This is a genomic window from Mucilaginibacter gossypii (assembly GCF_900100945.1).
Classification (GTDB): Bacteria; Bacteroidota; Bacteroidia; order Sphingobacteriales; family Sphingobacteriaceae; genus Mucilaginibacter; species Mucilaginibacter gossypii.
The window spans coordinates 434,804-451,531 of record NZ_FNCG01000001.1; the positions used below are offsets into that span (position 1 = coordinate 434,804).

Annotated in this window: 8 protein-coding genes; 5 read left to right on the top strand and 3 right to left on the bottom strand. The window is 42.8% G+C overall.

Annotation, left to right across the window (positions count from 1 at the left end; genetic code table 11):
- Nucleotides 1–5: 5 nt before the first annotated feature.
- The 3 genes from BLS28_RS01935 to BLS28_RS01945 all read right to left on the bottom strand — a co-directional run bounded on the left by BLS28_RS01935 (nt 6) and on the right by BLS28_RS01945 (nt 5,302).
- Nucleotides 6–3,326: a SusC/RagA family TonB-linked outer membrane protein gene (locus tag BLS28_RS01935; protein WP_091162626.1), complete on the bottom strand. Its 3,321-nt coding sequence runs from the start codon at nt 3,324–3,326 to the stop codon at nt 6–8.
- A 184-nt stretch (nt 3,327–3,510) separates the two neighbouring features.
- Entirely contained in the window at nt 3,511–4,608 is a 1,098-nt protein-coding gene (locus BLS28_RS01940) for a FecR family protein (RefSeq protein ID WP_091162627.1), read from the bottom strand.
- A 94-nt stretch (nt 4,609–4,702) separates the two neighbouring features.
- Nucleotides 4,703–5,302 carry an RNA polymerase sigma-70 factor gene (locus BLS28_RS01945; protein WP_091162628.1) on the bottom strand — a complete coding sequence of 200 codons (600 nt, stop codon included), beginning with the start codon at nt 5,300–5,302 and terminating at the stop codon, nt 4,703–4,705.
- Nucleotides 5,303–5,483: 181 nt separating this feature from the next.
- Here BLS28_RS01945 and BLS28_RS01950 point away from each other — a divergent pair, with 181 nt between their 5' ends.
- The 5 genes from BLS28_RS01950 (at nt 5,484) to BLS28_RS01970 (ending at nt 16,638) form a co-directional block, all read left to right on the top strand.
- Nucleotides 5,484–6,923: an alpha-L-fucosidase gene (locus BLS28_RS01950; RefSeq protein ID WP_091162629.1), complete on the top strand. Its 1,440-nt coding sequence runs from the start codon at nt 5,484–5,486 to the stop codon at nt 6,921–6,923.
- Nucleotides 6,924–7,179: 256 nt separating this feature from the next.
- Nucleotides 7,180–9,852 carry a glycoside hydrolase family 2 protein gene (locus BLS28_RS01955; RefSeq protein ID WP_091162630.1) on the top strand — a complete coding sequence of 891 codons (2,673 nt, stop codon included), beginning with the start codon at nt 7,180–7,182 and terminating at the stop codon, nt 9,850–9,852.
- Nucleotides 9,853–9,865: 13 nt separating this feature from the next.
- A complete protein-coding gene (locus tag BLS28_RS01960) occupies nt 9,866–12,160 on the top strand; it encodes a family 20 glycosylhydrolase (protein ID WP_091162631.1) in 2,295 nt (764 codons plus the stop codon).
- 16 nt (nt 12,161–12,176) lie between these two features.
- Nucleotides 12,177–14,294, top strand: a complete 2,118-nt coding sequence (locus BLS28_RS01965; RefSeq protein WP_091162632.1) for an alpha-L-fucosidase — start codon at nt 12,177–12,179, stop codon at nt 14,292–14,294.
- 67 nt (nt 14,295–14,361) lie between these two features.
- The gene (locus BLS28_RS01970; protein WP_091162633.1) at nt 14,362–16,638 is read left to right on the top strand and encodes a GH92 family glycosyl hydrolase; all 2,277 of its coding nucleotides are present in this window, start codon (nt 14,362–14,364) and stop codon (nt 16,636–16,638) included.
- The last annotated feature ends 90 nt before the right edge of the window (nt 16,639–16,728 follow it).

The following is a 16,728-nucleotide window of genomic DNA, read 5'->3' on the forward strand; positions in this document are numbered from 1 at the left end:
ATGATTTATTTTTTGAGTTTAAAGTTAATATTTATTCCGTAAGTATGGGTTGGCGGCAGGCTTGCTCCTTCAATTCCTGCATATTTTATATCCGGCGAAAATCCAGATTCCGGATCGATATTGGCCGAGCGCTTCATAATTGTCCACAAGTTTCTGCCTACCAGTGAAAAGGTTATGCCTTCAAATAGTGTTTTATTAAGAAAGCCCTTTGAAAAAGTATAGCCAAAAGTAACCTGCCGTAATTTAATAAACCTGCCGTCAAGCACATTTAATGCAGATACATTTTGGGCCAGCGCCTGGTAATAGTTCTGCGCAGGTACAGCAATGGTATTCTTTTCACCATTGGCGTTTACTCCATTGCCAACAACGCCGTTTTCCCTGCCTGCAAGGGTAAGCTGGTTAAAGCCCCTGTAAATACTATTATAATTTGTAGCCGATAATATCTTATTACCAAAACGGTAATCGATCAAAAATGAGAGGCTTAGTTTGCCAAATGCAAAATTGTTGTTTAATCCACCGTATATATTAGGTACCACGCTACCCATAGGTACACGCGGGCCGGCCATGGGTAAACCATTTTCGTCAAAAATGATCTGTCCTTTATCATTTTTTAGGTAATCGTTGGCCATAATCTGAGGCCCTGGCAAGCCTTTAACCAGTGCCGTAGCAGCGTTTAGCGGGCGGTAAGTACCGAAGCTTATGTTAGCCGACTCGGGAGTGCCGTCTGTTTGAAGGATCTTGTTTTGTACATAAGTAAAATTAAACGATGGCGACCAGGTAAAACCGGTTGCTTTAACAGGAGTGCCGCTTAGCTCAATTTCAATGCCGTTGTTTTGGGTTGAGCCCGTAGGGATAAACCGCCGTGCAAAACCGGTTGCCAGATCAAGGTCGCCTTTAATGATCTCATTTTTTGTTTTACGGTGAAAATAGGCTACATCAATTCCAAGCCTGCCGTTTAAAAATTTAAGCTCGGTACCGGCTTCCATTTCGGTAAGCGTGTAAGGCTTAAGAAATAAATTGGGCAGGCTGTCGCTGAAACTCCCGATGGCAACACCGTTTATTGAATAATTTGTTGTGTAGTATTGGGTTGTTACATATGCATCAGTTGGCTCGCCGCTCGTTTGCGCATACGATAACCTTAATTTTCCGAAGTCAAGGCTGGGGATATGAACGAGATCGGAAAATAAAAGACTTGCCGATACCGAAGGCGTAAAGATACTCCGGTTATCACTTGGCAACGTGGAGTAGGTATCGTAGCGGCCGGTAGTAGTTATTGTTAAATAGTCTCTTAATGAAAAATCAACAGCATAATAGCTTGAATGCGTTTCGGTACTATTATAGTTGTAATTGCTGTTTTTGATGTTCAAATTATTATAGCTATAAAAATATGGTATAATGAATGGGCCTCCAAAAAGCTTCGTGTACTCGTATGTGTTTTTACGTAGGTTAGTCCCTGCAGATATGTCAAAACTCAGCACTTTAGCAATAATGTCATGTTTGGCACCTATTAGCAGGTCACTGTTTAGTTCAGATCGTCGCGTGTTTGACTGTTCATCAAGTCCTCCCATTCCGCCGGCGTAATAAGCGGTTCCGGTTGGGGTAACCGTTTTTCGTTTATCGTAAAGGATGTCGTTACCTAACCTCAACTGTGCATACATCCAATTATTGAAATTGTATTTACCCGATAATGCGGCTATTAAGCGGTTACGGTTTACATCATTAATAAACCGATTAACAGTAAAATAAGGGTTTGTAGTAAAGGTGTCGCTATTCCATCTTATTTCACTGCCATCTGGGGCATAACCCGGCGCAAGGATAGCCTGATCTTCGTTGGCTGCCAGGTATTGAATGTTATTTACATTAAAAGGCCCATCGCTCAGGTTGGGTTTCAAATTAGAAGTTTCGTTGATAAAATTAGCTACAACATTAATATTCAGTTTTTGGGTAACATTTTGACTTGCCGATAAGTTGAACGTTTTGCGATTGAGATCACTGTTACGCACTATTGAGCCGTTGCTAAGGTTTGATAACGACAACCGGAAATTACCATTGTCGTTACCGCCGCTAAATGCAGCAGTGTTGGTAAAAGTATAACCTTGCCGGTAAAACTTACTGATATTATTTTTTACGGCGGAGTAGGGGTAATATTCGCCATCAAACTGAATTGTGGGTTTACCATCCAGTTTTTCACCCCAGCCATAGTTGCCTGAGGATATTGCATTGGTTACGGTAGTCGGCCTTATCCCATACAAACCCTGGCCGTATTGTGTTTGATAATCAAAGGTATTAATTGCCTTATCAGTTTGGTAATTGGTATTAAACTCAACACCAAATGGAGTGTTTTTTTTTCCTGTTTTGGTAGTTATTAAAATTACGCCATTGGCCGCTCTCGCTCCGTAAAGTGCCGATGCCGCCTGGCCCTTTAAAACGGTCATATTTTCAACATCGTCGGGATTTATATTGCTGATGCCGTCGCCAAAGTCGGCCCCGCCCCATTCATTGGCTGATCCCCTTTGGGTATTATCCATGGGTACCCCATTAATGATAAAGAGTGGCGCGCTTGCACCAAAACTTGTAACGCCTCTTAGTAAAATACGCGCAGAAGATCCTGGTCCGCCGTTTATGCCATTGATACTTAAACCTGCTACGCGCCCCTCCAACGAGTATGCTACATTTGATTCCTTGGCTTTATCAAGCACCTCACCACTAATAGTAGTTACTGAATAACCCACCTTTTTTTGTTCCTTGTTAATGCCAAGTGCCGTTACAACCACTTCGTTTAGCACGTTACTTACCGTAAGCGAAATAGTTACCGGTACAGCGCCAATAAGTTTTACCTCTTTTGTAACGTAGCCTACGAAACTCACTATCAATGTTGACCCGGAGGGTACTTCAAGCAAAAACGCCCCCTTCGCGTCGGTGAGTGAGCCCATGGTTGAACCTCTTACCCTAACTGTAGCGCCTGCAAGCGGCGCGCCATTCTCATCAACAACAACGCCCGTTACTTTAACTACATTAACTATTTCATCAATCGGGGCAATTACTATCAGGTGATTGGCAAGCTCGGTATAAGCGAAGCCCGAATTGGCCAAAATTTTATCTAAAATACTTTTAACATCTTCATTATCAGAATCTATGTCAACTTTGTTTAAAGCAGGGATTTTTCTTTCACTATAAACAAAATGATAAATGCTTTGATGTTCGATGGCTGAGATCACCTTTTTAAAATCGGCCGATTTTAAATTGATAGTGACGCGGGTTTGTGAATATACAGTTAATATAGCCAGTAAATTGAAGAATAATATTAACGTAAACCGTATTTTCATTTATACTGATAACCTAAACCTGTCGCCGACATCCATTGGGGATGCCTAAATTTACATAAATTTTATAATTAGCACAGGTAATAGTGTAAAATGACCGAATTGGTAGGTAACAATTACGAATATTGTAAAGCCACAGCCAATTGGTGGGAACAAATGTACTGATAACTAACTGTAGAATTATCAGTTAATAGATATAAATGGCGGCATTTTTAATTTTATAATGAAAATCTTCGGTAATGCGTAATGCGTCAAGAGCCTGAGTAATGGATTCTTTTTCATAAGTGCCGCTGAAACGGTACTTTTTCATTTCATCATTTTTAAATTTGATCTCAACACCATACCAGCGTTCCATGCGCATGGCGAGGTCGGCAAAGCTTTCATCCCTGAAAATGAGTTTATTCTGTGTCCAGGAGGTTTCTAAAATGGCACTGTCGTCCTGATGAAGACGGGTAAAACTGGTTAAGACATATTGCGTACCGGCACTGCTGTCGGTAGGTGGTGAAAGCTTAGCCTGGTTTTTACGTACAGTAGTAAACGAGCCCTTTTTAACAATCAGTTTTTCACTTGGTTTTAAAATGATCCTGTCCGATGGCCGGTCGTCAAGGGTAACTTCAATGGCGCCCCTGATCAGGGTTGTTTCACTTGACGGATCATCGGGGTATGATTTAACGTTAAAAGCGGTACCCAGCACCTTAATATTCATTTTTTCGGTATGGATAATGAACGGATGTTCATGATCTTTATGTACATCAAAAAAGGCTTCGCCGCTTAAATAAACTTCGCGGGTTTTGCCTGTGAAGTTTGTTGGATATCTTAACGAACTTAGCGAATTAAGGGTGATACGCGTACCGTCGGTTAATACAATGGTTGATTTATCGCGGGCAGAAGTGTTTTTATTTTGCCAGGCGCCGGATGTTGCGCTTGCAATTCCGTGGCCCAAAGTAACTGTTTTTGAATAAAAAAGGTACGCGCAACCTGCTATTAGAACAACAGCGGCCGCAGCACGCCAAAGATAATGCATCGTGCCCTTTTTAACGGGGTTAATGGCCGTTGCAGGTTCAATAACTTCCTGTGCTTTAATTTTTGACTTTATTTTTTGAAAGGCGAGGGCATTGTCAGCATATTGGGCATCGCTATGTTTCCAGTAAGCAGAAAGGGCTTCGTATTGTTCACGAAGGGAAGCATCATTAGCTAAGCAACGCTGAAATTCATTATTTTCATCAGAGCTGATTTCATTCGACAGTTTTTTGCCCACCAGCTCTATAAATTTATCATTGCCCATCGTATAATTGCATCCTTATTTATGATAGGACAACTTATTTAGGTTAATTACTTACAAGGTTAAAAAAAATAATTGAAAATTACAATTGTGCTTCCTAAAATGTTGATTGTATTGGTTTTAATACAGCTTCGTGGTGCTTGTTGTATTGTGTCAAAACAACACTAAGCTTCTTGATCGCTCTGAAAAGTTGCGTTTGTACCGTGCGGGGCGAAATATTAAGAATTTCGGCCACTTCCTTATACTTCATACCGTCCTCTTTTATCAGTCTGAAAACGATGCGGCATTGTTGCGGTAAACCGGCTATGGCCTGGTCCATCCTAAAAATAAGCTCTTTGTTTTCAATTTCCTTTTGAGGGTTATAAGTGTTTACAAATTCTACCGAATTGGTTTCTTCAATTTGTACAACGTGAATAGTTGAGTATTTTTTGATGTGGTTTAGCGATTGGTTTTTTACCGCTACAAATAAATAGGTTTCAGGGTTTTGAATTTCGGTAAGGTTTTTACGGTTAAGCCAGCATTTTACAAATACATCAGAAACTATTTCTTCGGCAATCTCCCGTTGATGTACATATAGTACACAAAATTTAATGAGCGAGTTGTTAAGGACATGGAAAAACAACTCAAAAGCGTTCTCGTCATCATTGTTGCAAATGAGTTTCCATAATTTTAGCGTATCAACTTTTCTGTCTCTCAAACCGAAGGATTTTTAATTAATCAACTAAATTTAAACTTAATAATGGTGTAACAATAATAACATATTAAAATCGAAAAATGAAATTAATTGATGTAAGTTGCAATGTTTTTTAAAAAATTTTAAAAAGTGTGTAAGCAATACACCATATAAAATTGTCAGTAATTAATAAAATAATAGCTTGATGAAACGATTATTTACAGTATTTCTTTTGGTTTTCGGCTGCTTTGAGGTGTTTGGACAGCAGCACAATATGTCAAAGCAATATGTCCCTGCAGGCGACCCTGCAGTTGAGCAAAAAATTGCAAATTGGCAAGATCTTAAGTTTGGTTTGTTTATGCACTGGGGTACCTACAGCCAGTGGGGGGTAGTTGAAAGCTGGAGTATTTGCCCCGAAGATGAAGGCTGGACACAACGTCGCGGCCCGTATGGCGCAACTTATAATGGTTATAAAGCAGCTTACGAAAATTTGCAAACCACTTTTAACCCAACCAAATTCAATCCCGAAAAATGGGCGAAGGCTGCTAAAGATGCCGGTATGAAATACGTAATTTTTACCACCAAACACCACGATGGCTTTTGCATGTTTGATACCAAAGAAACCGATTATAAGATTACAAGCAGCAAAACACCTTTTTCAAGCAACCCGAGGAGCAATGTAACTAAAGAGATCTTCAACGCTTTCCGCAAGGACAACTTTATGGTGGGTGCTTATTTTTCAAAACCCGACTGGCACACCGAAAATTACTGGTGGCCATACTTCCCGCCAAAAGATCGTAACGTAAATTACGATCCGAAAAAATACCCTGATCGCTGGCAGAAATTTAAAGACTTTACCTACAACCAGATCAGCGAACTGATGAGCGATTATGGCAAGGTTGATATTTTATGGCTTGATGGAGGATGGGTGCGCCCTAAAAGCAGTGTTGATACTACTATAGACTGGCAACGCGGAATTAAATTTGACCAGGATATCGATATGCCGAAGATAGCCGCAATGGGCAGGCAAAAGCAACCAGGATTAATAGTGGTCGACCGTACCGTAGCCGGCAAATATGAAAACTACACTACTCCCGAGCAGGAAGTACCCGAAGTGCCACTTGACCATCCATGGGAGAGCTGCATAACCATAGGTAATTCATGGAGCTATGTTCCGGGCGATCATTATAAATCGGTACAGCAAATAGTGCAGCTATTGGTAAAAATCGTATCGCGCGGTGGCAACCTGCTCATGAACATTGGCCCCGGCCCGGATGGTGACTGGGACCCGGTTGCTTACGAACGCCTGCAAGGTATCAGCCGATGGATGAAAATCAACGGTGAAGGTATTTATGCCAGCCAGTCGGTTGCACCATATTCAACAGGTAATATATACTATACTAAAGCTAAGAACAGCAATACCATTTATGCCTTTGCCTTGAGCGATCAGGAAAAAGTGGTTTTGCCTGCTACTGTATCTGTAAAATTGAAAGACATTAAAAAGGTAAAGAAAGTTACCCTGCTTGGCAGCGCTCAAAGCCTTAAATGGAAACAGGTGGCCGATGGTATCGATATCAATATCCCGGCAAAATTACAAAAAGCCAGCGGGCTTAATGAAGCGGCCGGTTTTAAAATAGTTTATTAATATTTCATAACAACCAAATAACCACAATGTCATTTCGACGATCAGGGTAGGGCTAAAAAAGGTGAGGAGAAATCTTGTACAAGAGACGGGCAAATTTCCAGGGTGTACAAGATTTCTCCTGATTACTACCAAAAATGCCCTGTATACTCGTCTAAATGACAATTATACCGACAAAATCCCATATTATATAGCCAAGTTTTTACAGCTAAAATGATTTGGCAGTTCTTAATTTTGATCATCCATCCAACCCAAATAAATGACAACAACCCGTTCGGCAGGCAGATCTGCATTGTTTAAATTTTCATTAGTGTTATCCGTCCTTGCTTCTGGCGTTTATCAAAACGCAGGGGCGCAAACCAGCTACGAGCTTAATAGCGGCTGGAAATGTACGTCAATAAATAGTGTTAAAGATAATGGCACTATTATATCCCAAGCCAATTATGATCTGGCTGCATGGAATCCTGCAGTTGTGCCTGGAACGGTGCTTACAACCCAGGTAGCCAACAAACAGGTACCTGATCCATTTTACGGGATGAATAATGAAAAGATCCCTGATATATACAAGGTAGGCCGCGATTACTATACCTATTGGTTTGCCAATGATTTTAAAGAAGCCGTACCAGCCGGCAGTAATCAAACCTATCTTAACTTTCGTGGTGTAAATTATAGCTGCGACGTTTTCCTTAACGGGCATAAGCTTAACAGCAAGCTGCATAAAGGCATGTTTTTACGCCAGAGCTATAACATTACCAAATGGTTGAGCAAAAACGGCAATAATCGTTTGGCGGTTATCGTGTATCCTCCGGATGCTGTTGGTAATCCCAACGGCGGTCAGGGCGGTGATGGTACTATAGCGCGTGGCGTAGGCATTCAATATACGGCAGGGTGGGACTGGATCCAGCCCATCCGCGACCGCAATACCGGCATTTGGGATAAAGTAACCATTGAGCATACGGGTGCTGTGGTTATTAAAGATCCGCATGTGGTTACCCTTGTTCCGGGTGTTCGTCAGCCGGAAGGTGCGCAGCAGCCGGCTATTGTACAGGTGTCTGCCGAGGTTGAAAATGCTACAGGCGCTGCAGTGAGCGGTACTTTACAATATAATTTAGATGGCAAGTTGGTATCACAGCCGGTTACACTAAAAGCAAATTCAAAACAGGAAGTTAAACTGGCTGACTACAGCCTTAAAAACCCTAAGCTTTGGTGGCCTAATGGCTACGGTCCGCAAAATTTGTATAAGCTTAATTTGCAGTTTGTGGCAGGTGGCAAAGTATCCGACCAAAAAAATATTGAAGTTGGTGTACGCCAGATCACTACCGAATGGAACAGTAAAACCGAAAGCCGCCAGGTTAATGTGAACGGCCAAAAAGTATTTATTAAAGGCGGTAACTGGATCATATCGGATCAGATGTTGCGTTTCAGCGATGTCCGTTATGATGCGGAAGTTCGTTTTCATCGTGATATGAACCTGAACCTGATCAGGGTTTGGGGTGGCGCACTGATTGAGCGCCCTGAGTTTTATGAGGCTTGCGATAAATACGGTATGCTGGTTTTCCAGGATATGTGGGGATCGGGCGATTGCAATGGTCGCTGGATAGATCCAATGAAAGCTGATGACCAATGGACCCGTCGTAAATATCCGGATGATCATGACCTTTATTTAAAATCAGTTGCCGATCAGGTTAAACTGGTACGTAACTTCCCCTCGCTGGCAATCTGGTGCGGTGGTAATGAGATCACTCCGCCCGAAGATATTTTTGCGGCCCTGCGTGATACCATTATGCCTAAGCTCGATAATACCCGTTGGTTTATCCCGTATTCAAACTCCGAAGAAATGTCGCGCAATGTACAGGGCGGAAACGGCGATGGGCCTTACGGCATCCAAAGCCTTACAACTTTCTGGGATCACCAAACTTATCCGTTCAATTCGGAAGTAGGGTCGGTTGGTGTTAGCGATTATGAGTCATTAAAACGCTTTATTCCTGCCGAAAATATGGTTGTGCCTGAGTTTGATGCATCTACCGGCAAAACTAAAACAGACCCGGTTTGGGAATATCATAAATATATTGGCTACGACGGTTTTGTTGATAAATACGGAAAAGCCAAAAATGTTGAAGACTTCGCAACTAAAGCACAGTTGGTAAATTATGATCAGTATCGTGCCCTCATGGAAGGTTTTAGCTCTCATATGTGGGATTGGTATACCGGTACTATCATCTGGAAAACCCAAAACCCATGGACAGCCATGCGCGGCCAGATGTATGATTATTACCTTGATCCTAATGCTTGTCTTTACGGCTTGCATAATGGCAGCGAACCTTTACATATCATGTATAACCAAACAGATGGTATGGTAATGGTAGCCAACAATACTTTTAAAACGCATAGCAATATGCTGCTGGTAGCTAAAACCTATGATATGGATGGCAAAGAGAAAGTGTTAACAAAGGTTTTTGCTGATGTAACGCCAACTACTACCAAACGCTATTTATCACTTAAGCATGAGATTGAAAAAGAGGCAAAAGACAAAGGTGTTTTCCTTTGCCTGCAACTGCTTAAATCGGATAAGGAAGTGATCAGCGAAAATATTTACTGGTTGCCCGATGCTAACGGTGATTTTTCCGGCTTACAAAAAATGCCGAAAGGTACTTTAGGCGCGTCTGCTAAATATTTAAAGAATGGTAAAGTAGAAGTAACGCTGACTAACGAGGGTGATGGTGCGCTGGCATTTTTCAACCGCCTGTCTTTAGTTAATGCTGAGACCAAACAACGCATTCTACCGGCCTTTTACAGCGATAACTATGTAACGGTGCTACCGGGTCAAACTAAAAAAGTTGTTATCGATCATAACCCAGGTGCAGATAAAAACCTTGCAGTAACTATTGGAGGCTGGAACATAGCAGAACGTACTATATCTATCGACAAATAACAAAAAGAAGACAATGAAGACTATTTCAAAATATTTGTCGGCAGCGGCATTGGCCCTTATCTGTACCGGTGCTGTTAGCGCCCAGGAAACAGCAGCAAAATTTCCGTTGATACCTTATCCTGCTCAATTAACTGCGGGAGAGGGATCATTTACTATCACCTCTAAAACGGCCATTGTAAATGCCGGCGCTTTTAATACCGAAGCCTATGCCTTGAAGGATTTGTTACGCAAAGGTTTAGGCACGCCTGTTGAAGTGAGCAAGATAAAGAAGGCCCGCGCCATAAATCTTGTTTATGATGCAAGCATAACTACTCCCGAAGCTTATCGCATGAGTGTTACTAAAGAGCAGGTAGTTATCCGCGCAAAAGACCCGGCAGGGGTATTTCACGCTGTAGAAACCATTCGCCAGTTATTGCCTGTTGGTATAGAAGCTGGTGTTGCTCAAAAGCAACTGACACTGCCGGTTGTAGCTATTGAAGATGCACCTGTTTACGGATGGCGCGGTATGCATTTGGATGTATCGAGGCATTTTTTCTCAGTGAGCTACCTGAAAAAGTTTATCGACCGGATGGCTTTGTACAAAATGAATAAGCTGCACCTGCACTTAACCGATGATCAGGGCTGGCGCATCGAAATAAAAAAATACCCGCTGCTTACTGAAGCCGGCGCATGGCGTACGTTCAATAACCAGGATTCGGCCTGTATGAAAAAGGCTAAGGATAATCCTGATTTTGTGATCGATAAAGAGCATATCATCCAAAAAAATGGTAAAACATTATACGGCGGTTTTTATACGCAGGAGGAAATGAAAGGCGTGGTAGCTTACGCAGCAGCAAGGCATATCGATATCGTTCCGGAAATAGATATGCCGGGGCACATGATGGCTGCCATTAATTCATATCCTTTTTTAACCTGTGATGGCGAAAATAAATGGGGCGAATTGTTCACCAAACCTATCTGCCCATGTAACGAAAGTACTTTTGAATTTGCTGAAAATGTATTTACCGAGATCATGCAAATCTTCCCGTCAAAATACATCCACATTGGTGGTGATGAGGTTGACCGTACCAACTGGGGTAAATCAGATGCCTGTAGAGCTTTAATGGCCAAAGAAGGTATTAAAGACTTGGCCGGATTGCATAGCTACTTCATCAACCGCATGGAGAAATTCTTCAACTCCAAAGGCCGCAAATTGATAGGCTGGGACGAGGTAATTGAAGGTGGCATTAGCCCAACAGCTATTATTATGTACTGGCGCACATGGGTTCCTGATGCACCGGTTAAAGCTGTGAAGAATGGCAATACCGTGATCATGACGCCAGGCGAACCGCTTTACTTTGATAACCAGCCCGATCAGTATTCTGTTAGCAAGGTATATCACTTTAACCCGGTACCAAAGGTATTGAATGCCGAAGAAGCGAAATCAATCATTGGCGCTCAGGCTAACCTCTGGTCAGAAATGATCCCGTCAGAAAAACGTGCCGATTATATGTACATGCCGCGCCTAACTGCATTATCTGAAATGCTGTGGACGCATAAGGAAAGTGAATACGATTCATACCTGCAGCGCTTAACTCAGCAATACAAAAGGATGGACGCGATGAAGATCAACTATCGTTTGCCCGATCTGCCTAACCTGCTTAACCAGTATGTTTTCACCGACGAAGGCAAGCTAAGCATAGCGTCTCCATTGCCAAGCCTTACTATCCGCTACACTACCGATGGTACTTTGCCAAATGCTAAATCACCTGTATTGCCATCTCCATTAACTATTTCAAAGTCGGAATTGGTAAGGGTTGCCGCGTTTACACCAACCAGGACACGTGGTGATGTTTATAATTTGAACTACACACAACAGCAAATGCTTGGTCCGGTAAAAATTGCTCCACCTAAACCCGGGCTTACAGCTACTTATTATAAGGCTTTCTTTAAAAAGACTGCGTTAATGCAAAATGCAAAGGTTGACAGCACGTTTAGTACTGATAAAATAGAAGTACCTGCTACGGTTAAAGCTCCGTCATTTGGTATCACTTACAAAGGTTACATTGATGTGCCAACTGATGGTATTTACAGCTTTTATTTAACCTGCGATGATGGTGGCGTACTTTACATTGGCGATAAAACCGTCGTGGATAACGATGGCAACCACTCAGCGCAGGAACGTAGCGGCCAGGTTGCCCTAAAAATGGGTGCACATCCGTTTAAGCTTGATTTTATTGAAGGCGGTGGCGGCTTTAAGCTGTTGCTGAAATATAGTGTTAATGGCTCGGCCCCACAGGATGTGCCGTCATCATGGTTCAAAAACTAATTATCTGATACCAATTATGAAGAAGTTTACAGGCATTGCCTTATTATTACTTACGGCCGGTTTAAACGGTTTCGGCCAAACTGCTCCTAAACCTTATGGCGTATTGCCTACACAAGGGCAGCTTAACTGGCAGGAAACCGGGATGTATTGCATTATCCATTACGGCGTTGATACTTATACCAACAAGGAGTGGGGCTTTGGCGATGAAGACCCAAAGATTTTTAACCCATCGCAGTTTAGTGCACTGCAGATTGTGGCAGCTGCAAAAGCCGGCGGTTTTAAGGGTGTAGTTGTGGTTGCCAAACACCACGATGGTTTTTGTATTTGGCCAACTAAAACTACGGAGCACAATATCACCAAAAGCCCATATAAAAATGGCAAGGGCGATATGCTGAAAGAATATCGCGAAGCTTGCGATAAACTCGGCATGAAACTGGGTGTATACTGCTCGCCATGGGACAGGAACAACCCCAACTATGGCACTGCCGAATATGTTAAGACTTATCGTGCGCAATTGAAAGAGTTGTATACCAATTACGGTCCGTTGTTTATTTCATGGCATGACGGTGCTAATGGCGGTGATGGTTATTACGGTGGCAAACGCGAAGTAAGAAAAATTGACCGTTCAACTTATTATGGCTGGGATACTACCTGGGCTATAACCCGCAAATTGCAACCAAATGCTGTTTTATTTGGCGATGTTGGTCCGGATGTGCGTTGGGTAGGTAATGAGGAAGGTCATGCGGGCGAAACCTGCTGGGCAACTTATACACCACATGCTCCTGATGAAGGCAAGATTCCTGCTAATGGTTATGTAAAAGATTATGAAGGCACCGAAGGTACCCGTAACGGCGAATACTGGATGCCGGCCGAATGTGATGTATCGTTGCGTCCCGGATGGTTTTATCACAAAGCACAGGATGAGGGGGTGAAATCACCTTACACCTTGCTTGATCTTTATTACAAAAGTGTAGGCCGTGGTGCAGCGCTTGATTTAGGTTTATCTCCTGATCCGCGTGGTATTATTAACGAGATCGATGTTAAATCATTAACCGAGTTTGGTAACCTGGTTAAACAAACTTTCGCAGTTAATTTGGCAAAAGGCGCAACACTAACAGCCAGTAATGTGCGTGGTGGTAACAAAGCCAAATTCGGTCCGCAGTTTTTAGTAGATGACAACCGTTACAGCTATTGGGCAACTGACGATAAAGTAACTACGCCAACTTTAACTATTGATCTGCATTCGCCAAAAACATTTAACGTGATCCGCCTGCGCGAAAATATTAAGCTTGGGCAGCGTATTGAGGCCGTTGCCGTAGATGCTTACGTAGATGGCAAATGGGAGCAAATAGGTGAGGCTACCAGCATTGGCGGTAATAGGTTGATCCGTTTAACGCAAAATATCACAGCAAGCAAATTGAGACTGAGGGTTACCGCTTCGCCGGTGGCTATTGCATTGAGTGATTTCGGGATTTATAAAGAGCCTGTACATTTAACTGCGCCAAAAGTGTCACGCAATAAAAAAGGTGAAGTAAGCATTATTACCGAAGCACCGGTAAGCGCAATCCGCTATACGCTTGACGGGCACGAGCCAACATCGAGCTCGCCGGTTTATACTAAGCCGTTTGTGCTTAATGAGGGCGGAGTAGTAAAAGCCCGGAGCTTTGAAGGTAAAGGTCAACAAAGTGAATGCGCTTATGCATCATTCGGCTATGCTAAAACCGATTGGAAAGTATTGGATGCCACAGCGCCTAATGAGGATTGGGGACGTGCAGAGAATGCCTTTGATGAAAATACCGGGAGTCTTTACAGCACGCTAAAAAAAGAAAGCGCGCAATTCCCGCAGCAGATCAGCGTTGATTTAGGAAAAGAGCAAAAGATAAAAGCATTTGGCTATTTGCCAAGGCAGGATAAACAAGCTGATGGTATAGTTGATAGCTATGTGTTTTATATCAGTAACGACGGTAAAACCTGGGAAAAAGTAGCTTCGGGCGAGTTCTCAAATATCAAATCGAATCCTATTGAACAACCTGTAGCATTAAAGCAGGAAGTAAAAGCCAGATATTTTAAATTTGAAGCCGCGCATGTAATTGCAGGCAATGGTATTACTGTTGCCGAATTAAGCGTTTATTAATAATCTATTAAGTATTGGGGTTTAATTGGCAGCAATATAAACCTCAATACTACCATTTAAGTAAAGAATGAAAAAGCAACTCGTTTTGGCCGGTTTACTGGCACTTGTTAATTTAAGCTCGCAGGCACAAAGGCACCAATCGCAGCCCATGAAAAAGGCCGGCGGTTTAACGCAATATGTCGATCCGTACATCGGTACCGGTTTCCACGGTCACGTTTTTGTGGGCGCAAACGTTCCCTTTGGTGCCGTGCAGTTAGGCCCAACCAACATTTCTGAAGGCTGGGACTGGTGCTCCGGCTATCACATTTCTGATTCTACCATCATCGGCTTCCAGCACACGCATTTGAGCGGCACCGGTATCGGTGATCTGGGTGATATTTCTTTTATGCCTACAACCGGGCCAATTAACGTATATAAAGGCAGCAACAAAAATCTTAAAGCTGGTTATGTGTCGTTGTTCAGCCATAAGGACGAGGTTGTAAAACCAGGCTATTATAAGGTGAAACTTAAAAAATACGATATAGGCGTTGAGCTTACCGCCAGTACCCGTGTTGGTATGCATAAGTACACTTTCCCGGCAACAAAAGATGCTCACATCCTTATTGATTTGCAGGAAGGCATAGGCTGGGACAGGCCAATGGAAACCTATATCAAACAGGTAGATAAAAACACGATCTGCGGCTATCGTTTTTCAAAAGGCTGGGCAGAGGATCAGCGTATTTACTTTACAGCTGTGTTTTCAAAGCCCATTAAAACTTTCGCGGTTTATGACAGTACGGCCAACGTTAAAGGTACTGAGTTAAAAGGGGAAAAGGTAAAAGGTGTTATCAGTTTCACCACTACCAAAGGCGAAGTAGTTTATGCTAAAGTGGGCGTCTCGCCGGTGAGCGCCGAAAATGCCATGTTGAACATTAAGGCCGAAATACCGGGCTGGGATTTTAATAAGGTAGTTACCGATGCTGATGCAGCCTGGAATAAACAGTTTCAGAAAATTGTGATCAAGGCCGATTCATTATCTCAGATGAAGAAGTTTTATACCGCTTTTTATCATACTATGATAGCGCCATCTATCTTTAACGATGTGAACGGCGAATACTGGGGAACTGATAAAAAAGTGCACAAAAACGAAGGTTTCAATAATGTAACCACCTTTTCTTTATGGGATACTTATCGCTCCAACAACCCGTTGTCAACCATTATCCACCCAGAGCATGTGAACGATATGATCAACTCTATGCTGGCTATTTATCAGCAGCAGGGAAGCTTGCCGGTTTGGCATTTAATGGCTAATGAAACCAATTGTATGGTGGGCTACAGCGCAGTGCCTGTTGTTGCCGATGCTTTGTTAAAAGGTTACAAAGGCTTTGATGCCAATTTAGCTTACGAGGCCATGAAAACCACCGCCATGGGCGACGACCGTGGTATCAAATATGTGAAAAAATATGGCTATATCCCGGCAGATAGCAGCCGGGAATCAGTTTCAATGGGTCTTGAATATGCCATTGACGATTGGAGCCTGGCGCAGGTAGCAAAAAAGCTGGGTAAAACTGAAGATTATGCTTACTTCAGCAAACGTGGTGCTTATTACAAAAACTACTATGACGCCAAAGCAGGCTTCATGCGCGGCCGTTTGTCGCAGGATGCATGGCGTACACCTTATAGTCCGTTCATTTCTATCCATGAAACCGGCGACTTTACCGAAGGCAACGGTTGGCAATACACTTTCCTTGTTCCGCAGGATGTGGAAGGCTTAATTGATATGCTCGGCGGCGTTGATAAATTCAATACCAAGCTCGATTCATTGTTTATTGCGCAAGGCGATATGGGCAAATTTAAATCGCCGGATGTTTCGGGTTTGATTGGTCAGTATGCGCATGGCAACGAGCCAAGCCACCCTATGAGCTACTATTACGCTTATTCTGGCAAACCATGGAAAACAGCCGAAAAGGTAAGGTTCATCCTTGACGATTTTTATACTGATAAACCAGATGGCATTATTGGTAACGAAGATGTTGGCCAGATGTCGGCCTGGTACGTGTTATCCGCAGTTGGTTTTTACCCGGTTAACCCGGCTAACGGTCTGTATGTATTCGGTAGCCCGGTGGTAAATGAAGCTACGCTACAATTGCAAGGCAATAAGAAATTCCATGTAGTGGTTAAGAATAACGGCCCTAAAAACAAATACATCCAGGCCATGACGCTTAACGGTGCCAACTATACCAAAACTTATATCAAACACACAGATGTTATGCAGGGTGGAGAATTGGTGATTACTATGGGCGATAAGCCCGGTACAGTTTGGGGCGTTGGTGAAGCTAATAAAGCGGTTTCGGTGTTGAAGTAAATACAAACAATATTATTATTCCCCCCCCTGTCATTTCGACGAGCAACGGGCAGGGGAGAGCATTAGGGCGAGGAGAAATCCTATACGTGC

Coding starts and splice junctions, on each gene's coding strand:
- BLS28_RS01950 (WP_091162629.1), top strand. CDS start 5,484: ATGAAACGATTATTTACAGTATTTCTTTTGGTTTTCGGCTGCTTTGAG.
- BLS28_RS01970 (WP_091162633.1), top strand. CDS start 14,362: ATGAAAAAGCAACTCGTTTTGGCCGGTTTACTGGCACTTGTTAATTTA.
- BLS28_RS01940 (WP_091162627.1), bottom strand. CDS start 4,608: ATGGGCAATGATAAATTTATAGAGCTGGTGGGCAAAAAACTGTCGAAT.
- BLS28_RS01935 (WP_091162626.1), bottom strand. CDS start 3,326: ATGAAAATACGGTTTACGTTAATATTATTCTTCAATTTACTGGCTATA.
- BLS28_RS01965 (WP_091162632.1), top strand. CDS start 12,177: ATGAAGAAGTTTACAGGCATTGCCTTATTATTACTTACGGCCGGTTTA.
- BLS28_RS01960 (WP_091162631.1), top strand. CDS start 9,866: ATGAAGACTATTTCAAAATATTTGTCGGCAGCGGCATTGGCCCTTATC.
- BLS28_RS01955 (WP_091162630.1), top strand. CDS start 7,180: ATGACAACAACCCGTTCGGCAGGCAGATCTGCATTGTTTAAATTTTCA.